16 protein-coding genes and 2 pseudogenes are annotated in these 21540 nt (G+C 72.8%); 8 read left to right on the forward strand and 10 right to left on the reverse strand.

Translation table 11 applies throughout. The annotated features are described in order from the left end of the window. Positions 1–312 precede the first annotated feature (312 nt). Positions 313–1239: a ribokinase gene (locus ACFSL4_RS36400; RefSeq protein WP_381092344.1), complete on the forward strand. Its 927-nt coding sequence runs from the start codon at positions 313–315 to the stop codon at positions 1237–1239. 375 nt (positions 1240–1614) lie between these two features. Then, positions 1615–1782 (forward strand): annotated as a pseudogene (locus ACFSL4_RS36405) (DUF397 domain-containing protein); the annotation flags it as partial. A gap of 52 nt (positions 1783–1834) precedes the next feature. Here the strand turns inward: ACFSL4_RS36405 and ACFSL4_RS36410 are convergent. The 3 genes and pseudogenes from ACFSL4_RS36410 to ACFSL4_RS36420 form a co-directional block, all read right to left on the reverse strand. Beyond that, positions 1835–2632 (reverse strand): sugar phosphate isomerase/epimerase family protein, encoded by a 798-nt coding sequence (locus tag ACFSL4_RS36410; RefSeq protein ID WP_381092368.1) that lies wholly within the window; start codon positions 2630–2632, stop codon positions 1835–1837. A gap of 38 nt (positions 2633–2670) precedes the next feature. Then, positions 2671–3822 (reverse strand): dihydrodipicolinate synthase family protein, encoded by a 1152-nt coding sequence (locus ACFSL4_RS36415; RefSeq protein WP_381092346.1) that lies wholly within the window; start codon positions 3820–3822, stop codon positions 2671–2673. After that, positions 3819–4969: pseudogene (locus ACFSL4_RS36420) on the reverse strand (Gfo/Idh/MocA family protein). The gene ACFSL4_RS36415 and the pseudogene ACFSL4_RS36420 overlap by 4 nt, the downstream one beginning before the upstream one ends. Positions 4970–5351: 382 nt before the next feature. On the opposite strand from ACFSL4_RS36420, the gene ACFSL4_RS36425 reads away from it, so the two are divergent. Next, the gene (locus ACFSL4_RS36425; protein WP_381092348.1) at positions 5352–6392 is read left to right on the forward strand and encodes a LacI family DNA-binding transcriptional regulator; all 1041 of its coding nucleotides are present in this window, start codon (positions 5352–5354) and stop codon (positions 6390–6392) included. 443 nt (positions 6393–6835) lie between these two features. On the opposite strand, the gene yczE is transcribed toward ACFSL4_RS36425, so the two are convergent. After that, positions 6836–7498, reverse strand: coding sequence for a membrane protein YczE (gene yczE, locus ACFSL4_RS36430; protein ID WP_465269777.1), 663 nt, complete (start codon positions 7496–7498; stop codon positions 6836–6838). A 74-nt stretch (positions 7499–7572) separates the two neighbouring features. Continuing rightward, positions 7573–8370, reverse strand: a complete 798-nt coding sequence (locus tag ACFSL4_RS36435; protein WP_381092370.1) for a glutamate racemase — start codon at positions 8368–8370, stop codon at positions 7573–7575. A gap of 191 nt (positions 8371–8561) precedes the next feature. Here ACFSL4_RS36435 and yczR point away from each other — a divergent pair, with 191 nt between their 5' ends. Beyond that, the gene (yczR, locus tag ACFSL4_RS36440; RefSeq protein WP_381092351.1) at positions 8562–10049 is read left to right on the forward strand and encodes a MocR-like transcription factor YczR; all 1488 of its coding nucleotides are present in this window, start codon (positions 8562–8564) and stop codon (positions 10047–10049) included. Positions 10050–10230: 181 nt separating this feature from the next. Here yczR and ACFSL4_RS36445 read toward each other — a convergent pair whose 3' ends face one another. The 3 genes from ACFSL4_RS36445 to ACFSL4_RS36455 form a co-directional block, all read right to left on the reverse strand. Beyond that, the gene (locus tag ACFSL4_RS36445; RefSeq protein WP_381092353.1) at positions 10231–11409 is read right to left on the reverse strand and encodes an alpha/beta fold hydrolase; all 1179 of its coding nucleotides are present in this window, start codon (positions 11407–11409) and stop codon (positions 10231–10233) included. A gap of 883 nt (positions 11410–12292) precedes the next feature. Beyond that, a complete protein-coding gene (locus tag ACFSL4_RS36450; RefSeq protein ID WP_381092355.1) occupies positions 12293–12481 on the reverse strand; it encodes a hypothetical protein in 189 nt (62 codons plus the stop codon). After that, positions 12481–12795, reverse strand: coding sequence for a hypothetical protein (locus ACFSL4_RS36455; RefSeq protein WP_381092356.1), 315 nt, complete (start codon positions 12793–12795; stop codon positions 12481–12483). Before ACFSL4_RS36455 ends, ACFSL4_RS36450 begins: the two co-directional genes overlap by 1 nt. Before the next feature lie 113 nt (positions 12796–12908). Here ACFSL4_RS36455 and ACFSL4_RS36460 point away from each other — a divergent pair, with 113 nt between their 5' ends. From ACFSL4_RS36460 to ACFSL4_RS36470, 3 genes are all read left to right on the forward strand, one after another. Then, the gene (locus tag ACFSL4_RS36460; protein ID WP_381092358.1) at positions 12909–13874 is read left to right on the forward strand and encodes a bifunctional helix-turn-helix transcriptional regulator/GNAT family N-acetyltransferase; all 966 of its coding nucleotides are present in this window, start codon (positions 12909–12911) and stop codon (positions 13872–13874) included. 11 nt (positions 13875–13885) lie between these two features. Then, positions 13886–14686, forward strand: a complete 801-nt coding sequence (locus ACFSL4_RS36465) for a sugar phosphate isomerase/epimerase family protein (RefSeq protein ID WP_381092360.1) — start codon at positions 13886–13888, stop codon at positions 14684–14686. Between the two features lie 108 nt (positions 14687–14794). After that, positions 14795–16021, forward strand: a complete 1227-nt coding sequence (locus ACFSL4_RS36470) for an MFS transporter (RefSeq protein WP_381092362.1) — start codon at positions 14795–14797, stop codon at positions 16019–16021. A 63-nt stretch (positions 16022–16084) separates the two neighbouring features. On the opposite strand, the gene ACFSL4_RS36475 is transcribed toward ACFSL4_RS36470, so the two are convergent. Next, positions 16085–17866: a multicopper oxidase family protein gene (locus tag ACFSL4_RS36475; protein ID WP_381092364.1), complete on the reverse strand. Its 1782-nt coding sequence runs from the start codon at positions 17864–17866 to the stop codon at positions 16085–16087. Positions 17867–18661: 795 nt separating this feature from the next. Here ACFSL4_RS36475 and ACFSL4_RS36480 point away from each other — a divergent pair. Further along, the gene (locus ACFSL4_RS36480; RefSeq protein ID WP_381092366.1) at positions 18662–20488 is read left to right on the forward strand and encodes a glycoside hydrolase family 3 protein; all 1827 of its coding nucleotides are present in this window, start codon (positions 18662–18664) and stop codon (positions 20486–20488) included. Between the two features lie 602 nt (positions 20489–21090). On the opposite strand, the gene ACFSL4_RS36485 is transcribed toward ACFSL4_RS36480, so the two are convergent. After that, a complete protein-coding gene (locus ACFSL4_RS36485) occupies positions 21091–21477 on the reverse strand; it encodes a hypothetical protein (RefSeq protein WP_381092372.1) in 387 nt (128 codons plus the stop codon). Positions 21478–21540 lie beyond the last annotated feature (63 nt).

The following is a 21540-nucleotide window of genomic DNA, read 5'->3' on the forward strand; positions in this document are numbered from 1 at the left end:
ACGCGAGTCCTTCATCAACGTCGACAGGGTCTGCGCCCCCATGTCGAACTTCATCTTTCCTCCCCCTGCGGTGAGTTGACCTCACTGAACGATTCTTCAACCTCCATGTTCACCGCCGTGCGTCACACTCGCAACCATCTGAAGTCACAGCCCTGCCACAGGGGTCGGACCGGCCCCGCTCACCAGTCCACCCGGCGCCGGGGCCCGTACGTGATCCGGGCCGTCGGGGACGACGGCGCGTCGGCCGTCCGGCCGCCGGCCGGGCGGGCACGCTGTACGCGTAGGCCGGTGCCGTCCGTTGGGAGGCAGATCATGTACGACTACGACCTCCTGGTCGTGGGGTCGGCCAACGCCGACCTGGTGATCGGGGTCGAGCGTCGGCCCGCGGCCGGGGAGACGGTGCTCGGCTCCGACCTGGCCGTCCACCCGGGCGGCAAGGGCGCGAACCAGGCGGTCGCCGCCGCCCGCCTCGGGGCCCGTGCGGCGCTGCTGGCCCGGATCGGCGAGGACCCGCACGGGCGGCTGCTGCTGGACGCCCAGCGCGACGCGGGCGTCGACACCGAGGGGGTCCTGGTGGGCGGGGCACCCACGGGGGTCGCGTTGATCACGGTGGACCCGTCGGGGGACAACAGCATCGTGGTCTCGCCGGGGGCCAACGGGCGGCTCGCTCCGCAGGACGTACGGGCCGCGCGCAGCCTGCTGCACGCCTCCCGCGTGGTCTCGGCGCAACTGGAGATCCCGCTGGAGACGGTCGTGGAGGTCGTACGGAATCTGCCGCCCGGCACCCGTTTCGTGCTGAACCCGTCGCCGCCGCGGCCGCTGCCCGGCGAGCTGCTGGCGGCCTGCGACCCGCTGATCGTGAACGAGCACGAGGCGCGGGTCATCGCGGGCCATGAGCTGGGCGGTTCGCCCGAGGACTGGGCGGCCGCGCTGCTGGCGCTCGGCCCGCGGTCGGTCGTCGTGACGCTGGGCGCGGAGGGCGCGCTGGTGGCGACCGGCGACGCCGTGAGCCGGGTGCCGTCCCCGGTGGTGGACGCGGTGGACACGACCGGCGCGGGCGACGCGTTCACCGCAGCCCTGGCGTGGCGGCTGGGCAGGGGCTCGCCGTTGCCGGACGCGGCGGCCTACGCGGCACAGGTGGGCACGGCCGCGGTCACCCGTCCCGGCGCGCAGGCGTCCTTCCCGACGGCCGAGGAGGTCGCGGCGGTCGCCGCGCTGCGTGGAAGCCCGACGCCCTGAACCGTCAACTCGCGAACGCGCCGGTCGAGTGCCGGCTGTTCTTCCGGCGGGCGGCTTCGGAGGGGCCCGTCCACCGACCGGGCCCCCTCGGGTCCCCTCCGCCATCACAGCCCCGCGATCCCCCCCCCAGATCTCCCTCCCGGGTTCTGACACGTGTACGGCCCACGGCACGCCGACGGGGTCTCCTGACCGGGAACCTGATGGATGGTCTGGCCCTGGTGAGTGCCTGTCAGACGGCCTACGCTCTGGCCCTGGGCGACGCGCTGTCGCAGCAGGAGTCACTGGCCCTCGTCAGGTCGGCAGCAGAGGAACACGCGCGCGGTCAGCAGTGAGCACACCGTCCCCGACTCGTCCACCCTCACCGGGTGGTACAAGTCCAGCCACCGCGGCGGCGGTCAGGGCGAATGCCTTGAGGTCGCCCGAGGCCACGCCGGCGTGCCCGTACGCGACAGCAAGGCCGTCACCGGTCCGGCCCTGGCCTTCTCGGCGGACGGCTGGGCGTCGTTCGTGACCGCGGTCAAGGAGGGGCACATCGGAGTCTGAGGTACGGGTGGCCCGTCCTCCTGGCACGGACGGGCGGGCCACCCCGCCTCGCCTATGCGGCGTGCTCCACAAAGCGCCGCACGGTCTCCGCGAGGACCTCCCGCCCGTCCCGGGCCCACAGCCCCTCGTTGAAGAGCTCGACCTCGATCGGCCCGGTGTACCCGGCCGCCGCCACGTACCCCTGCCACTCCCGTATGTCGATCGCGCCGTCACCGATCTGCCCGCGCCCGGTGAGGACGCCCTCGGGCAGCGGGGTGGTCCAGTCGGCGAGCTGGAAGGTGTGGATGCGCCCGCCCGCGCCCGCCCGCGCGATCTGTGCCGGGGCCGTGTCGTCCCACCAGACGTGGTACGTGTCCACGGCCACGCCCACCTGCTCGGCGGGGAAGCGTTCGGCGAGGTCGAGCGCCTGGGCGAGGGTGGAGACCACACAGCGGTCGGAGGCGTACATCGGGTGGAGCGGTTCGAGGGCCAGCCGCACCCCCCGCCCGGCCGCGTACGGGCCCAGCTCCCCCAGCGCGTCGGCGATCCGCTCCCGCGCGCCCCGCAGGTCCCGGGAGCCGGCCGGCAGTCCGCCCGACACCAGCACCAGGGTGTCCGTGCCCAGCATCGCCGCCTCGTCGACCGCCCGGCGGTTGTCGTCGAGGGCGCGGGCCCGCGCGTCCGGGTCGATCGCCGTGAAGAAGCCGCCCCGGCACAGCGTCGTCACGGTCAGACCCGCGTCACGGACGAGGTTCGCCGTGGCCCGCACGCCGTGCGCCCGGACGGGCTCGCGCCACAGGCCCACCCCGCGTACCCCCGACTCCGCGCAGGCATCCACCAGTTCCTCCAGCGAGAGCTGCCTGACCGTCATCTGGTTGATGGAGAGACGCTCCGGTGCCGTGCTCGCGCTCACCGGGCCACCCCGTACACGGACAGCAGGCTTCTCATCCGCGCCTGCGCCAGGTCCGGGTCGGGGAACAGGCCGAGCCCGTCGGCGAGTTCGTAGGCCGTCGCGAGGTGCGGCAGCGAGCGTGCCGACTGCAGTCCGCCCACCATCGTGAAGTGCTCCTGATGGCCGGCGAGCCAGGCCAGGAGGACCACGCCCGTCTTGTAGAAGCGGGTCGGCGCCCGGAACAGGTGGCGGGACAGCTCCACGGTGGGGTCGAGGAGTGCGCGGAAGCCCTTCGCGTCGCCCGTGTCCAGGACCTGTGCCGCCTGTGCCGCCAGGGGGCACAGCGGGTCGAAGATGCCGAGCAGGGCGTGGCTGAAGCCCTGCTCGTCGCCCGCGATCAGCTCGGGGTAGTGGAAGTCGTCGCCCGTGTAGCAGCGCACGCCGCGCGGGAGTCTGCGGCGCAGATCGGTCTCCCGCCGCGCGTCGAGCAGCGAGATCTTGACGCCGTGAACCTTGTCCGGGTGCGCGGCGACAACCTCCAGGAAGACGTCCGTGGCCGCGTCCAGGTCGCCGGATCCCCAGTAGCCCTCCAGCGCCGGGTCGAACATCGGGCCGAGCCAGTGCAGGATCACCGGGTCGGCGGCCTGACGCAGGAGGTGGCCGTAGGTCTCCAGGTAGTCCTCGGGGCCCCGGGCCGCGGCGGCCAGGGCGCGCGAGGCCATCACGACGGCCTGCGCGCCCGCCTCCTCGACGACGGCGAGCTGTTCTTCGTACGCCGTCCGGACCTCCGCCACGGAGCCGGCCGGCAGTTGGTCGGTGCCGATGCCGCAGACGATGCGGCCGCCCGCGGCACGGGCCTCGGCAGCGGAGCGGCGGATCAGCTCCGCCGCTCCCGCCCAGTCCAGGCCCATCCCGCGCTGAGCGGTGTCCATGGCCTCGGCGACGCCCAGCCCGTGCGACCACAGGTGGCGGCGGAAGGCGAGCGTCGCGTCCCAGTCGACGACGGCGGGCGAGCCGGGGGACACGTCCGCGTACGGGTCGGCGACGACGTGCGCAGCCGCGAAGAACGTGCGGGAGGTGAAGGGGGCCGCGGCGGAGCGGGCGAGGGGTGCGCGGCGCGGCTCGTAGGTCCCGAGCCGGCCGCGGGCGTCCGGGAGTCGGATGGTCATGGCTGGATCTCCGGCACCTCGATGCGGCCGCCCTCGGCCGAGGACTTCAGGCCCAGTTCGGCGAGCTGGACGCCGCGGGCCCCGGCCGCCAGGTCCCAGTGGTAGGGGGCGTCGGCGTAGACATGCCGGAGGAACAGCTCCCACTGCGTCTTGAAACCGTTGTCGAACGGGGCGTTGTCCGGTACCTCCTGCCACCGGTCGCGGAAGACCTCGGCGGCGGGGACGTCCGGGTCCCACGGGCTTCGGGGTCACCGACCTGTGCTGCACCCGGCATGTCCTGAGCCCGGCGACGGCCGACCCCTCCGTGCCGTCCACCTGGAACTCGACGAGTTCGTCGCGGTGGACGCGCACGGTCCACGACGAGTTGATCCGGGCGATCGCCCCGCCCTCCAGCTCGAAGATGCCGTAGGCGGCGTCGTCGGCGGTGGCGTCGCACGGCTTGCCCTTCTCGTCCCAGCGCTGGGGGATGTGGGTGGTGGCGAGGGCCTGCACGGACGTCACCCGGCCGAACAGCTCGTGGAGCACGTACTCCCAGTGCGGGAACATGTCGGCAACGAATGCCGCCGCCGTCCTCGGCGCGGTAATTCCACGACGGGCGCTGCGCCGGCTGCCAGTCGCCCTCGAAGACCCAGTAGCCGAACTCGCCGCGGACGGAAAGGACCCGGCCGAAGAAGCCGCCGCCGACGAGCCGCTTCAGCTTCAGCAGGCCCGGCAGGAAGATCTTGTCCTGGACGACGCCGTGCCTGATGCCGGCGGCGCGCGCCAGGCGGGCCAGCTCCAGGGCGCCCTCCAGGCCCGTCGCCGTGGGCTTCTCGGTGTAGATGTGCTTGCCCGCCGCGATCGCCTTCCTGATCGACTCCTCGCGGGCCGAGGTGACCTGCGCGTCGAAGTAGATCCCGACGGCCGGGTCGGCGAGGACCGCGTCCACGTCCGTCGACCAGTGCTCGAGCCCGTGCCGTTCCGCGATCGCCCGCAGGGCGTGGGCGCGGCGGCCCACGAGGACCGGTTCGGGCCACAGTACGACGCCGTCGCCCAGGTCGAGGCCGCCCTGCTCGCGGATGGCCAGGATGGAACGGACGAGGTGCTGGCGGTGGCCCATGCGTCCCGTCACACCGTTCATGGCGATCCGCACCGTCTTGCGTGTCACGTCGTGCCCTTCCCGTGCCACGTCGTGCCCTTCCCGTGTCGGTCGTTCCTTCCGTACGCGCGTCGGTGCGGCGTGCACCCGCGGGCGAGCATGACAGCAAGCGCTTTCTACACCGTCAGACGCTAGCCTCTGCGCAGCGGATCGGACAAGACCGCGGGGGCGGCGGAAGCGCGTGTCGCGGACGGCGTGACGCCCAGCGACACCCCACGTGGCACGAGTGACACCGCGGTCGCCGGGCGCCGGACCGTCCGGCCTGTCGAACACGCAGAACCGTGGACCTGTACACGGGTGTCCGGTGAGCTGTAGGCAGAGCATGCACAGGGGGCCTGCGGGGACCCCCTTGCCCTGAGGACGACGAGAGCGCGACCGGAGGACGACGACGATGACGGTGACCCTGGCGGACGTGGCGGCGCGCGCGCAGGTGTCGCCCGCCACCGTGTCACGCGTGCTGAACGGGAACTACCCGGTGGCGGCGTCCACCCGGGACCGGGTGCTGCGCGCTGTGGACGAGCTGGACTACGTCCTCAACGGCCCGGCGAGCGCACTCGCGGCCGCTACCTCCGACCTCGTGGGGATCCTGGTCAACGACATCGCCGACCCCTTCTTCGGGATCATGGCGAGCGCCATCCAGTCGGAGATCGGGGGGCCGGGCGGCCGCGCCGGCGGCGAACGGCTGGCGGTGGTCTGCAACACCGGGGGGTCGCCGGAGCGGGAGCTGACGTATCTGACCCTGCTGCAGCGGCAGCGGGCGGCGGCAGTGGTGCTGACCGGCGGCGCGGCGGAGGACGGCGCGCATGCGGAGGCCATGGGCGCGAAGCTGCGGAAGCTGGCCGAGGCGGGGACGCGCGTGGTGCTGTGCGGGCGGCCGCCCGCCCCCGAGGCGATCGCGCTGACCTTCGACAACCGCGGCGGCGGCCGGCGGCTGACCGAGCACCTGACCGGGCTCGGGCACCGGCGGCTCGGGTACATCGCGGGCCCGGAGGAGCGCACGACCACGCGGCACCGGCTGGAGGGGCACCGGGCGGCGCTGGCCGCCGCCGGAATCGAGGACGACCCCGGGCTGACGGTGCACGGCCGCTACGACCGGCGCTCCGGCTACGAGGCGGCACTGGAACTGCTGCGCCGGGAGCCGTCGCTGACGGCGATCGTGGCGGCGAACGACACGGTGGCGCTGGGCGCGTGCGCGGCCCTGCGGGACTCCGGTCTGCGCATCCCCGAGGACGTCTCGGTCGCCGGGTTCGACGACCTCCCGTTCGCGGTGGACGCGGTACCGGCGCTGACCACGGTACGACTGCCGCTGTCCGAGGCGGGCGCCCGGGCGGGCCGGATCGCGATGGGCCGGGAGGAACCCCCGCCGGGCGGCATCGCGACGGTACGGGGCGAGTTGATGGTGCGGGGGTCCACGGCGGCGCCTCGGGGGTGAACGGCCGGGGGTAAAGGACCGGGGGGACAGCTGGGAGACGAGGGCCAGGGAAGACGGCCGGGGGCCAACGGCCGGGGGCCAACAGCCGGAGGCCAACAGCCGGAGGCCAACAGCCGGGCGCCAACAGCCGGGCGCCAACAGCCGGGCGCCAACAGCCGGGCGCCAACAGCCGGGCGCCAACAGCCGGGCGCCAACAGCCGGGCGCCAACAGCCGGAGGCCAACAGCCGGAGGCCAACAGCCGGGCGCCAACAGCCGGAGGCCAACAGCCGAGGGCGCATGACGGCCGCGGGCCGGTGGCCGGGAAGCCCGCGGCGGTGACCTCGATGGCGCCGCAGGAGGTCTCCGACCGAACGGTGCCGCAGGCCACTTCGCCCACACACGGGGCGCCGTGCGCGGCGGTGGCGCACCTGCCCCCGCCGCGGCCTCGCATCCCGGCACCGGGTCACGGACGCCGCCTACGGGGAGTGGGGGACGCCCGGGACTCGTCTCGGCCCCGATAGGCGAACCGCGGTATGAAGAACTGAGTGATCGGGCCGACTGTGAGTGCGTACAGCACGGTCCCCACGCCCACGCTTCCGCCGAGAACCCAGCCCACAGCGAGCACGGTGATCTCGATCAGCGTGCGGATGAGCCGGATGGAGCGCCCGGTTGCCGCGGACGCACCGGTCATCAGTCCGTCCCTGGGGCCGGGGCCGAAACGCGCGCCGACGTAGACGGCGACGGAGAATCCGTTGAGGAGGACACCCCCGGCCAGCAGGGCGGTCCGGGCCCGAAGGCCGAGGTGCTGGGGGATGAGCGACAGGCCGAGGTCCGACGAGTACGCCAGGACGACGATGTTGGCGACGGTCCCGAACGTCGGTCTTTGCCTGAGGGGAATCCACAGCAGCAGCACGACGACGCCGACGGCGGCGCTGATCATGCCGAAGCTCAGGGACGTGTGGTGCTCCAGCCCCTCGTACAGAACGCTCCAGGGGTTGACGCCCAGCGAGGCCCGCACCATGACCGAAAGACTGAAGCCGTACAGGGCGAGGCCGGTGAACAGTTGGGGAAGGCGTCGGAGCGGATGGGTACCGAGGGGGACGTAGGTCAGAGGGGGAAGAGGCAGGCGCGTGCTCGGTGTCCGTGCCGTTGCGGCGTGATGTTCCGGAGCGGGGGCCCTCAGACGGGGCGCATCGCCCTTCACGGACGGATCCCCGGCGCGGAGCCGACAGGCTGCAGCAGCCGGCCTTCGCGATAGGCCAGCGCCGCCGCCGGAAGGGGTGCCTCCCGCCCGTTGAGGATCACGGTCAGGGTGCCCTCGGCGGGCGCCTGCGGGGCGGGTCCCTCGCCGATCCGGCGCAGGGCCTGAGCGGCGACCGGGCCGGCCGAGCCGTGGAGGACGAGCGGCGGCGCACCGGGCTGCTGCACGGCCGTGCGGATGCGCTCGGCGACGAGTTCGTAGTGGGTGCAGCCGAGAACCACGGCCCTGGCATCGTCCGGGGTGCGCTCCGCCGCGGCAGCGACCGCGCGGGCCACGGCCGCCTCGTCCGCGTGCTCGACGGCGTCGGAGAGCCCGGGGCACGGCACCTCGGTGACGCGCACGCCGTTCGCAAACGTCCGGATGAGGCCGCGTAGCCGGCGGCTTCCGAGGGCGGCCGGGGTTGCCCAGACGGCGACGGGTCCGCCGCCCGCGGCGGCCGGTTCGACCGCCGGGACCGTGCCGATGACGGGGGTGCCGGGTCCGAGGCGGGCGCGCAGAGCGGGCAGGGCATGCAAAGTGGCGGTGTTGCAGGCGACGATCAACGCGTCGGGGCGGTGCGCGGCGGCCGCCTCGGCGATCGCGAGGGCGCGGGCCGCGATGTCCTGCGGGGTGCGTGGCCCCCACGGCATGCTGCCGGGGTCCGAGGAGAGGACGAGATCGGCGTCGGGCCGCAGGCGGCGCACCGCGGCGGCCGCCGCCAGCAGCCCGATTCCGGGGTCCATGAGTGCGATCTTCAGCCGACCGCTCCGGATCGGTGTCAGCGCAGTCCTGATGCGCTCCTCGTGACCGTGCGGACGTTCAGGCTCGCAACAGTCCTTGCCTTCCTGGCCCACGCCAGTGCCTCCGATGGGGCTCGCTGTTCCATGCACTGGCGGCGAGTTTGTACAGTGATTGGCTCCGACAGCATGGCCAATTCCGGGAGAGTGGTATGGCCGACTCGACTCCGTCCCGACCCGTGGACAGGGCGCATCGCGTCGGGCGAACGCTGGGGAGCCGACAGCTCGCCGCCCTGCTGCCCGACCCGGCTGGGACGAGACCCGCCTACCGCCACCTGGCCCAGGCGATCAGCGCGCTGATCCTGGACGGACGGATCGCGTTGCACGTCAAGCTCCCCGCCGAGCGGGAACTGGCCACCGCCCTGCGCACCAGCCGCCCCACCATCACCGCCGCCTACGACCTGCTGCGCGAGAGCGGTTACGCGCACAGCCGCCAGGGCTCCGGCACCTGGACGGCCCTGCCCGAGGGGCGTATCCCCAGTAACGTCACACGGGTCCTCGCACCCCCGGACACCGCGATCGACCTGGCCAGGGCGGCCCCCGGGCTGCCGGAGCAGACGCTCGCCGACGCACTCGCCCAGATCGCCCCGCAGCTCACCGAGCACGCGCGCACCCCTGGTTACCACCCCTACGGCCTTCCGGAGCTGCGCGCCGCCATCGCCGAGCGTTTCACCCAGCGGGGACTGGCCACCGTGCCCGAACAGATCCTGGTGACCTCCGGTGCCCAGCACGCGCTCACGCTGGTGCTGGGGCTGCTGTGCGGCCCCGGCGACCGGGTCATGGTCGAGAACCCGTCCTATCCGAACGCTCTTGAGGCCATGCGTCGCGCCCGGCTCCGGCCGGTGTCGGTCCCGGTGACCGACGACGGCTGGGACATCGAGATCGTAGAATCCACGCTCCGTCAGGTGGTGCCCCAACTGGCCTACCTGATCCCTGACTTCCACAATCCCACAGGTCTTCTCATGCCCGGCCGTGAGCGCATCCGCGTCCTGCGCGCCGCTCAGCGCTCCGGCACCTGGCTGGTGATCGACGAGACCCTGGGCGGCCTCGCCCTCGACGTCCCCGCCCCGCCGCCCTTCGCCTCCCGTGCCGCGCGCGGGGGCGCCGGCCAGGTCATCACCATCGGCTCCATGAGCAAGACGCACTGGGGCGGCCTGCGCATCGGCTGGCTGCGCGCCACCTCGCAGCTGGTGACCGAACTCGCCGGGCAGCGGGTCGCCACCGACATGGGCGGCTCGGTCCTGGACCAGCTCCTGGCCCTCGCCCTCCTGGCGCGGGGCGCAGAACTCCTGCCGCAACGCCTTGAGCAGATGCGCGAGCAGCGTGCGGCCCTGGCCGCGGCCCTGGCCGAGCACATCCCGAAGTGGACCTGGCGGCAGCCGCCCGGCGGGCTGTCGCTCTGGGTCGATCTGGGCGAGCCCATCGCCTCGGCGCTGAGTGAGCGAGCGCTGGACTACGGCGTGCGGATCGAGGGCGGTTCCCGCTTCGCCACCGCCCCTGGCGTCTTCGAGCAGCGCCTCCGCATCCCCTACACGATGCCCGCCGACACCCTGCGCGAGGCGGTGCGCCGTATGGCCGCCGCCCTCGCCGACGGCCTCCCGGCCTCGCCCGCCGCCCGTCGGCCGCACTGGGTCGCCTGAGCACCTGGCGCCGCCTGTCGTTCAGCTCCCGGGACGCGCCGCCCAACCCCGGTCCCCGGGGAGGCGTGGCCTTCTGAACCACTGGCCTGCGCTGCCCTGGCTCAGCAGGATGAGCGCCCTTGTGCACAGATGGTCAGTGACCGGTCTGTAGCGGCGGTACATCAGGGGCCAGGGGTTATGTTCAGCGTTCGAGTAGGGGCACAACGGCGCGGGCGAACGCTGCCGGCTCGGCGCTTGCGCCCACGTGGTTGCCGGGCATGTCGATCAGAGGCAGTCCCAGCTGGCCAGCGAGTGCTTGGGTGGCCCGGCGCGCCATCTGGTGATGGCTCAGCGCGCCGGCGCACAGCACCACCGAAATCCGGCGGGTGGCTTCGATGTCGGGCACGTAGAAGACCGTGGGGCCGGCCATCCGCCCCAGGAAGTAGCGGTTCTTGTCGAGTTCCTCAGCCGGCAGCTCGGGCAGAGCCATGTGCGTGGGAGGCGTCTGATCTGGGCCTGTGTGGTGGCCCGCGCCGCTGAAATCAAAGAACTCTTGCACCGCCCATTGAGGGTCAGTTTCCGCCGCTATGAACGCTGCCGCAGCGCGGTCCGTCAGGTCCGCGTCGTTGAGGAGAGATACAAGGGGTGGCTCGTGCAAGACGGCCCGGTCGACCAGGTGGGGATGTTGCTTGGCCAGCTCTAGCAGCGTGACGGCACCACCACTGGTACCAACGAACAGCGTGGGCCCGCCGGTGAACCGGTCGACGAGTGCAGCAAGGTCCTCAGCCAGGACCTCGGGCGTGGGCGCAGCCATCCCCGATACCGCGCGGCCGGCACCGATGCCGCGCGGATCGTGGGTGACAACCCTGAACCGTCCTGCAAGCTCGTGCGCCAGCGCTGCAAAGCCAGCTCGTCCCGCCGGTGCGCCGACGAGGAACAGCAGTGGCCCCTCGCCCTGGACGCTGAAGGCGATCGTGCAGTCCGGCCGGTCGAGGAGTTCCAGCGAACTCGTGATCCGATCGCTGTAGTCCGCGATCTTCCGGCTGATCACTTCGAGGGCACGGTCCAGCTCCTCGCGGCGATCTTGGACGCGACGGCGGTGAGCCGTGAGCAACTCCAGCCGGAGGCCGGCTGGATCTGTGACCGTGTCGTCGGCACCTGTGAACTGCGCAATGTCAGCGAGTGGCATTCCGGTCTCACGGAGATGAACCAACATGCGGATCAGCTCGACATCGGCCGTCGTGCATTGGCGACGGCCCGCGTTGTCGCGCCGAGGAGACGGCACGGTCCCCTGACGTTCGAAGTAGCGCAGTGTGTCGGGCGCCAGACCGATCCGCGCCGAGACCTCCGCGATGCTGAACAGCTCATCTGCCTCATCCATGCCGCAAGCCTCAGCGTTGGACCTTGGTACAAGTCAAGCGATCATCACCCGGCAAACTCAGTCAACCTGTCCGGTCAGTGCATCTAGACACCATCCGCTCACCGCTGGGCAGGCTTGATCAGTCGAACACGGTTCCTGTTCGGGTGATCTCTCGACAGTCGAGACATAACGGGCATCACCCCGCAAAAATGGACACGCGTTCGGGTGGTTATGCGGCCAACGTGAGCTTGTCGGACTCCTGCTGGTGCTGGTGTTCGTAGTCGACGGGGCTGAGGTGTCCGTTGGCGGAGTGCCTGCGGCGGGTGTTCTAGCGGGTGAGCCACCGAAGACCCACCTCTGACGCGATCAAGGCCGCGCCTTTCCCCACAGCGCTCATCACGACCGGCACTTAACCGACGCAGCCTGCGGTGGTTTGGAGCCTCCCCCTGCAGGACGACCCCGGAGACCACATGACCCGCCGCGTCGGCTCCCCCTCCGAATCCCGGGTCCGGGCAGCACTGGACGAACTCCGCCAGCGAGCGGGCGACAAGGGCACCCAGCCGAGCGTCCTGGCCCTAGCCAGCAAGTGCGGCATGAGCAACACGACCTTCCGCCGCCACTTCCCCGACATCGCACAGGAGATCGCCGCCCTCCGATCAGCGCCGCCGACACCAGGAGCCCCAAGCGAACCTACCCGCTACGACAGGCTCGTCGCCCGAAACGCCAAGCTCAAGCGTCACAGTCGCGAGCTCACCGAGACCCTCACACTCGCCGCCTGCCACATCCAGCGAATCACCCTGGAGAACCAGAAGCTGAGAGAAGAACTCGAAGCCGCCACGGGCGTCACTCGCCTGACCCCAATCCCCCCAGGCGGTCGGCGACCAGCTGAGGAAGTGGTCAACGGTCAACCGCAAACCCTGGCCACAACCTCCGTGATCGCGCCCAGCAGGGCGAAGGCGCCTCCCGGAACGCCACGGGCGGTGCCGCCGAGGGCCGGCAGGATCTGGACACTCGCCAGCACGATCGACGTGGTGCGGACACCGGTGCCCGCCGTGCGGTAGCGGAAGGCCAGGACGAGCCGGACCGGGCCCATCAGGTTCTGGCCGAAGGTCCGGCCCGCGGCGCGCGGCCCCCGGCGAGGCCGACCAGGGGCGACACGAGCAGGGTCGGTCCCGTCATGGCCCAGATCGTGATCCGGGCGGCGCGCACCACGCCGGGCATCGCGGGCGGCGCGGCGGGCGCGTAGGAGCAGGGGGCCGCGTAGGGGCCCGGGTACGGGCCTTGCGGCGGCGAGCCGTACGGGCGCGGCTCGTACGACGGGGGCCCGCACGACAGGAGCCCGTACGACGGCGGTCCGCAGGGGCCCGGCTGATGCGGCGGCCGGTGCGGCGGCGGCTCGTCGGGCATGCCCATGACCCCAACCGCCCGGAGGCGCGCGGAACCCATGGACGGCGGCCATGAGTCGCCGTAGGCTCAGGTGCCCATCCTCTGACTGAGTCAACCATCAGGCGAGGTCGATCATGACCGTCCAGGACATCCGCTCGTTCAACCGCTTCTACACGAACGTCATCGGCGCGCTGGACTACGGCCGCCACCTCTACGCGCCGTACACGCTCACGGAGTCCCGCGTGCTGTACGAGCTGGCGCACTCGCCGCGTACGGACGCGGCCGACCTGCGCGCGGCGCTCTCCCTGGACGCGGGATACCTGAGCCGCATCCTCAACAAGTTCGAGCAGGACGGGCTGGTCCGGCGGGCGCCCTCCGACAAGGACCCGCGGCGCCGGCGGATCACGCTGACCCCACGCGGCCGCGACGCCGCCGGCCTGCTGGAGGAGCGGGCGCGCGAGACCGTGGCCGCGCTGCTCGACACCGTCTCCCCCGCCGACCGGCCGCGCCTGGCGGAGGCGATGCGCACCATCCGCTCGGTTCTCGACAAGAGCAGGGCCCCCCGTCCGCGGGAGGTGGTGCTGCGCGACCCCGCACCCGGCGACCTGGGCTGGATCGTCCAGCGCAACGCCGCGGTGTACGCCGCCGAACACGGCTGGAACGCCGACTACGAGGGACTGGTGGCGAGGATCGTCGCGGACTTCGCCGAGGACCACGACCCGCACCTGGAGCGGGTCTGGATCGCGGAGTGGGACGGGCGGCCGGTGGGGTGTGTGATGTGCGTGCGGGACGAGGTGCCGGCCACCGCCCGGCTCCGGCTCCTGCTCGTCGAGCCCGACACCCGCGGACTGGGCATCGGCGACCGGCTGGTCGAGGCGTGCATCGGCTTCGCACGCGGCGTCGGCTACCGCGACCTGGTCCTGTGGACGAACGACGTCCTGGCCGCCGCCCGCCGCATCTACCAGCGCCACGGCTTCGTCCTCGTCTCGGAGAAACCTCACCGCTCCTTCGGCAAGGACCTCGTCGGCCAGGACTGGCGGCTGGACCTGCACACGGCGCCCGAACAGCTCCGAGGGGCGGTACCCGGCGGTCACGAGTAGGGTCCGTGAGCATGAAGCTCGCGTTCTCCACCCTCGGCGTCCCCGGCCTGCCCGTACCGGACGTGGTGCGGCTCGCGGTCACGCACGGCTACCACGGCGTGGAACTGCGCGCCCACCCGGAGGAGCCGGTGCACCCCGGCATCGGCCCGGACGAACGGTCGCAGGTGGCCGCCGAGTTCAAGGCGCAGGGCATCGAGATCCTGGGGCTCGCGGGGTACGCGCGGGTGGCCGAGCCCGGTGCGGACGAACCCGTTCTCACCGCCGTCCGCGACCTCCTCGACCTCGCCCACGACCTCGGCGCCCCCTTCGTCCGCGTCTTCCCCGGCGGCCGCCCCGGACAGCCCCCCGAGGAGGCCGACGCCCTGGCGGCCCGACGCCTGGGCACCGCCGCCGATTACGCCGCCGGGGTGGGCGTGCGGATCCTGCTGGAGACCCACGACTCGCACCCCACCGGCGCGGACGCCCTCCGCGTGCTGGGCGCGGTCGGCCACCGCCGCGTGGGCTCGCTGTGGGACGTGATGCACACCTGGCTGGGCGGCGAGCAGCCACAGGAGACATACGCGGCCCTGTCCCCGTACCTCGGCTACGTCCAGGTCAAGGACATCGCGTCCGCCGACGACACCACCCCGCTGCCGCTCGGTGCCGGTGTCCTCCCGCTCACCGAGTGCGTGGAGGTCCTCTCCCGCCACGGCTGGGAGGGCTGGCTGTGCTGGGAGTACGAGAAGCGGTGGTACGAGGCGGCGCCGCCCCTGCCTGAGCTCCTCGGTCCGGGGCGCGAGCACCTCGCCCGGCTGCTGAACGAGTCGGCGTAGCCGCGCCGTTAATCGGTGGCCCCGCGGGCGGGCCGGGATTAGCCTCCCCGCCGTGCCCCAGCCCGCCCGTGCCGTCGCCGCCGCCGCGGCCACCACCGCCGCCGCCTCATGATCCTGGCCCGTACGTTGATCGACGTGCGGCCCCTGCGGACGTCCCCGGCGTTCCGGCGGCTGCTGATCGGGCGGACGGTGTCGGTGCTCGGCGGGTTCATGAGCATGGTCACCGTCATGTACCAGGTCTGGGACATGACGCACAGCACGGTCTGGAGCGGTGCCGTCGGCCTGGCGCAGGCGCTGCCCACGGTGCTGTTCGGCCTGTTCGCCGGGTCGCTGGCCGACCGGGGCGACCGGCGGCGGATCTACCTCGCGAACACCGTGGGCCAGGCGGTCTGCGCACTGCTCCTCGCGGTGCAGGGGTTCACCGGGCGGGTGCCGGTGGCCGGGGTGCTCGCGCTGGTCGCCGCGCAGTCCGGCTTCGGCGCGGTCGCGGGCCCGGCGGCGGGCACCTTCGTGCCGCGGCTGCTGCCGAAGGAGCAGGTGGCGGCCGGGCTGGCGCTCAACCAGGTCTCGTTCCAGTCGACGATGCTCGTCGGCCCGGCGCTCGGCGGCCTGCTGCTCGGCTGGCTGGGCGTCGGCGCCTGCTACCTGGTGGACGCCCTGAGCTTCGCCGTCACCTTCCACAGTGCCGTCGGCCTGCCCGAGCTCCAGCCCGAGGGCGAGCCGTCCCGGGCCGGGCTGAACGGGGTGCTGGACGGGCTGCGTTTCCTGGCCGGGCACCGGGTGGTGCGCGGCGCCCTGATCACCGACTTGGCCGCCACCGTACTGTCGATGCCGATGAGCCTCTTCCCCCTGGTCAACGCCGAACGGTTCGGCGGCAGCCCGCGTACGCTCGGCCTGTTCCTGTCGGCCGTCGCCGTCGGCGGCGTCACGGGCTCCGCCCTGTCCGGCGCGGCCACCCGGTGGGGGCGCTCTGGCCCGGTGATGCTCTGCGGCGCCGCCACCTGGGGTGGCGCGCTCGCCCTCTTCGGCCTGACGACCAGCCCCTGGGCCGGGATGGGGCTGCTCGCCCTGGCCGGCGCCGCCGACACCACCTCGGTGATCTCCCGCGGCACGATCGTGCAGACCCGCACCCCCGACGCCCTTCTGGGCCGGGTCACGGCCGCCGAACAGATCGTCGGCCAGGCCGGCCCCAACCTCGGCAATCTGCGCGGCGGCCTGGTCGCCGGATGGACCTCGGGGGCGGCCGCACTGGTCAGCGGCGGCCTGCTGTGCCTGCTCGCGGTCGTGTTCGTCGGGGCGACGACACCCGAACTGCGGACCGACGCCGATCGGTGATCCGCGTGCGGCCGTGCTGCTCCCCTGCGGGCGGGCACCGCCCCGGTGCCCGACGGGAACCGGTCAGGCGACGCGGTAACGCTGCATCATGTCGTGGTCCTCGTGATCGACGATGTGGCAGTGCCACACGTAGTCGCCGGAGTAGACCTCGCGGGCCGCGATCGGGAACGGCGCCGCGCCGCACCCGAAGGGCACCGCGATCCGGGTCACCATCCCCGGGGGTGCCTGCACGGTGTCCTTCCAGCCCATCTCGTTCGCGGCGGGCGGCTGGAGGGCCCCGGTCAGGTATCCGCGGGGTGAGGGCGGCGGGTAGGGGCCCGAGCCCGCCGTCACCCGGCCCGACGCGTCGGCGTAGACCTCCCTGCGGTAGCGGCGCGCGTCGAACGGCTGCCGTCCCAGCACCTGGAACTGCACGAGGTGCACATGGATCGGATGGTTGTCGGGCGTGGTGTTGGCGAACTCCCAGACCTCCAGGGTGTCCGGGGTGACCGGATGGGAGGCGTACACGGGGTCGTGGAACGGGCGGTTGTCCTGCAGGACCATCAGCACGTCGCCGGTCGCCGGGTCCGTGATCTCGACGAGGCTGTGCGTGCGGACGGGGGCGCTCGCGGCCGGCCGGTCCAGCCGCCGGACCGGGGTGACCGGGCGCAGGCACATCCCGGCGATGGGCCGGTGGGGCGCCCAGCCCGTCCTCCCGGTCACTCGGAACTGCATGATCTGCCGCAGCGCGGGCGTGCCCGGGGAACCGGCCGGATAGGGGGCCGCCGCGCTGTTGCCCACCTCGAGCACCGTCCCGGGCGCCAGGCCCCGGAAGTCGACCAGAAGATCGGCGCGTTCCGCCGGTGCGATGAGCAACTGCTTCATACGCACCGGGCTGTTCAGCAGCCCGCCGTCACCGCCGATCTGCCAGAAGGGCACCACGGTGCCTGTCCCCCGGACCGTGATACCGAGGCGGTAGAAGCGGGCGTTCGAGGCGTTCAGCAGCCGGAAGCGGTAGACCCCCCGGTCCACCGTCAGATACGGGCGTGCCACGCCGTTGACCACCGGGGTGTCCCCGAAGGACTCGCTGACCCACGGCGCCGGGGGGAAGTACTGCTCCCCGGCCGCGGTGAACGCCTTGTCCTGGAGGATGAGCGGGATCTCGTGCGGTCCGGCCGGCAGCATCGTGCCGTCACCGGTGTCGATGCCGGTGTCAGGGGTGTCCCGGATCAGATAGCCGGCGGTGAGGCCGGCGTACACGTTGAGCCGGGTGATACCGAGGGCGTGGTCGTGGTACCAGAGGGCGGTCGCGTCCTGGTTGTTCTCGTACCGGTAGGTGGTCGGGTTCGGGAACGGCGGCTGACCGGCGCTTCCACGCGGGAACGTGTCCAGCGGCCCGCCGTCGTCCACCGGCCTGGAGTTGGCGCCGTGCAGATGGACGGTCGTCCGGGGCCGCGTCCTGTCCCGGGCGGACGCTCCGTGCAGGGCGGTGTCGATGCTGGCGGCGAGCGGATGGCGGGTGACCTGGTTGGTGACGGTCACGGTGGCGGGCGTTCCGGTGCGGACGACGATGGTGGGGCCGAGATAGCCGGAGGTCGTCCCCGGCACGATGACCTTGCCCTTCGTCAGCCGGTACGCCAGAGTCCGCGCCGCTGTGCGGGAACTGCCGAACCGGTGCGTCGTGTTGTCGATGCACAGGTGCACGGGACTGCCGCCGTCCACGAGGGCCGGCCAGGTCAGCGGATCGTCGAAGGTGCCGCCGGTGGCGGACGGGGCACGCGCCGCCGTCTCCCCGGGCCCCAAGGGGGCGGCCATGGCCGCCCCGGCGATGGCCCCCCTCAGAATCTGCCTGCGGTCAACGGCCATCGCAGCCCCCTTAAGGCGATCAGAAACCATGCGGGGGCGGACGCGTGGTGTGCGGTCGGCGCGCGTACTCCCCCGGCATGTGCCGTACACAGAGAGCTTTTCCGGAGCGAACCGGATGTAAGTGCCGTACCGATCAAAGCCATACGATGGTGGGACTGATTCGGAAAAAGGATTTCAAGGGAACCCGAGCTCGCTACACTCGCCGCACCCAGCGCCGGGCGCCGGGACTGCCCTCCCGCGCCGGACCTGCCGACGACGCGGGACGCACCATCGTCGCGGAACGTCCTCGCAGCCGTGCGCACGGGTTCGGAGGGGGATGCGGTGCTGACGGCGGTGCGCGATCAACTGCGCCCGGCTGCCGCGGAGCCGGCCGGCTGAGGACGCGGGCGCACATCCCCCTGCCGCTCGGGTCGCCGATCCGTCGCGTCCGGGCCGGGGTCCGCTGCCGGAGGGGGCGTCGAGGTCCCCCTCGGCCACCACGCCCCGTCGACCACGCCCGTCCCGGCTTGCGGAATACCGGCGTTTTCGGGGAACCCGTCCCGGCCCGGCCCCGTCCAACACACACTGCCGGATGAGTCCCCGCGCCGCGGTGTCGGCCTCGCCGCTGCTGCGATCGCCGACCACCCTCTCCGCCGCACGCGGCCGGCAGCACGCCGTCATCGGCGCGCCCCCCACACAGCGCCGATGACGGCCCCCTCGGCCGTTACCGTGCGCTCCCTTGACTGGCGGAAACTTCCCGGATATTGGTGACTCCTTGGAAGTTTCCTTCAGCGTTCTCCTCCGGAAGGAGCGCACGTGCACGACGTCGGCACGGGAAGCACCGCGAGCCCCTCCAGACGTACGGTCCTCGCCGCCACCGCGGGCCTGACCGCGGCCCTCGCCCTCACCCCGGACACCGCCCGCGCCTCAGGGCACGACGACGAGCCGCTACGGGCGCTGATCGCCCGTATGACGCTCGAGGAGAAGGTCGGCCAGCTCTTCGTGATGCGGGTGTACGGCCACTCCGCCACCGACCCCGACCAGGCCGACATCGACGCCAACCTCAAGGAGATCGGCGTACGGACGGCCGCCGAGCTGATCGCCAGGTACCGCGTGGGCGGCATCATCTACTTCACCTGGGCGCACAACACCCGTGACCCGCACCAGATCGCGGACCTCTCGAACGGGATCCAGAAGGCGTCCCTCGACCTGCCGCGCGGGCTGCCCGTGCTCATCGCCACGGACCAGGAGCACGGGATAGTGGCACGCGTGGGCAGGCCCGCCACCCTCTTCCCGGGCGCCATGGCCATCGGCGCGGGAGGCTCCCGCACCGACGCCCGTACCCTCGGCCGGATCGCCGGCGCCGAACTGCGCGCCCTCGGCATCCGCCAGGACTACTCGCCCGACGCCGACGTGAACGTCAACCCGGCCAACCCGGTCATCGGCGTCCGCTCCTTCGGCGCGGACCCGGACGCGGTGGCGGGCCTGGTGGCGGCCGAGGTGTCCGGCTACCAGCGCTCCGGGGTCGCGGCGACCGCCAAGCACTTCCCCGGCCACGGCGACACCGCCGTCGACAGCCACTTCGGCTTCCCCGTCATCACACACAGCCGCGAGCTGTGGAAGACGCTGGACGCGGTGCCGTTCCGGGCCGCGATCCGCGCCGGGATCGACTCCATCATGACCGCGCACATCATGGTCCCCGCCCTCGACGACTCGGGCGATCCGGCGACGCTCTCGCGCCCGATCCTCACCGGCATCCTGCGCGAGGAACTCGGCTACGACGGGGTCGTGGTGACGGACTCCCTCGGCATGGAGGGCGTGCGCCAGAAGTACGGCGACGACCGCGTGCCCGTGCTCGCCCTGAAGGCGGGCGCCGACCAGCTGCTCAACCCGCCTTCCCTGGACATCGCGTGGAACGCGGTGCTCCAGGCGGTGCGGGGCGGGGAGCTGACGGAGGCACGGCTCGACGAATCGATCCTGCGCATCCTGCGTCTGAAGGCGAAACTCGGGCTGCTCGACCGGCCGTACGTCACCTCCGGCGGTGTCGACCGGACCGTCGGCACCCCCGCGCACCTGCGCGCGGCGGACCGCATCGCGGACCGCACGACCACGCTGCTCGTCAACGCGAGGGGCCTGCTGCCGCTGTCGCGCCGTACCCATCCACGGCTGCTGGTCGTCGGCGCCGACCCGGCATCGCCGTCCGGCACCGACGGGCCGCCCACCACCGTGCTCGCGAACGCCCTGACCGGGCTGGGCTTCACGGCCACCGCGCTGTCCACCGGCACGGCACCGTCGAAGGCGGCGATCGCCCGGGCGGTGACGGCGGCGGGGGACGCGGACGCGGTGGTCGTGGGGACGTACAACGTGGGCGCGGCCAGCCCCCAGCGGACGCTGGTGGACCAGTTGCTCGCCACGGGGAAACCGGTGATCGCGGTCGCCGTCCGCAACCCCTACGACGTGGCCCAGCTGCCCGAGGTGGACGCCTGCCTGGCCTCCTACTCATGGACGGACGTCGAACTGCGCGCGGCCGCACGGGTGATCGCGGGGCGTGTGAGACCGCGCGGGAGGCTGCCGGTGCCGGTGCAGCGTGCGGACGACCCGGCGCAGGTGCTGTACCCCATCGGGTACGGGCTGTCGTACTAGGGGGTGTTTCGAAAGTCCCGCACAGCACCCACGGCGCCCGGCACACACTCTCGCCGCACCGGCCGAAACCCCAAGTACGTCCAGTACGAGGGCCTTCGTCCGGCATGCCGAGAGCACGCACCGGACACCGCGGGCACCGCACAGGACTTTCGAAACACCCCCTAGCGGTGCGCCCGGGACGGAGCGTCGGGCCCCAGGAGTCGCAAAGCACCCGCATCGTCTGGCGTGGGCCGTGTCCGCCGGTCACGCCGGAGGCGGGGTGGACCGGGGGGCGCTATGCGGGGGACACGGGCGCTGCTGGGCGCGCCGGGGGCGGTCGCGCTGGGGGTGGCGGGGCTGTCCGGTCCGGCTCGGCGGGGACCGGCCGGTGGGCTGCGCGCGGCGGGTGTGAGCCCCGATCGGCGCAGCCCGGTGTCCCCGGCCCGGGCGCCGTGGCGGACCCACCGGTCACCCGCCGAGTGGTCCGCGGGCCGGCGGCACCGTCACCCGGCCGGCCCGCGACCCGCCGTCACGGCCTGAACGCCGACCCGCGGCCTACCCTCGCAGCCTGGGGAACCGCGCCTCTGCGGGGACGGCCGTGGAGCCCCCGGGTCGGCGCTCCCTCAGCACAGGAACCATCCCGAACGGACCGACGCCGAGCCCACCGAGCCCCTCACCCGCACGCACCGGTGCCCGGCGTGCACGGTCACGGGCCCGGCGTGATGCACGTACGCCCCGGTGTCGCTCACGGGACGGCTGCCCCGCGCCTGCACACTGACCGACATGGACCTGCGGCCGGACGTCCGCTTCACGACGGTCACCGCGCACACATAGCCGTCGCGCTTGTAGACCTGCACCGAGCCGGCCGAGAACGGAAGCGTACGGACCTTGCGTCCGGAACAGTGGACGGCCGCCTGCGCGTCGCCGGGGCTCGCCACCGCGAGCAGCCCTCCCGCCGTCAGCACGGCCAGGCCGAGCGCCAGGCGCCGGCGTATCGCACCACTGTTCACTGTCGTCCCTCCCCGCGCGTCGACGTACTGGTGTACGGACGCCTTCCGTACGCCGGACGGTTG

Origin of the sequence: Streptomyces caeni, assembly GCF_042678285.1 — a bacterium.
In the GTDB taxonomy this organism is placed as follows: domain Bacteria; phylum Actinomycetota; class Actinomycetes; order Streptomycetales; family Streptomycetaceae; genus Streptomyces; species Streptomyces caeni.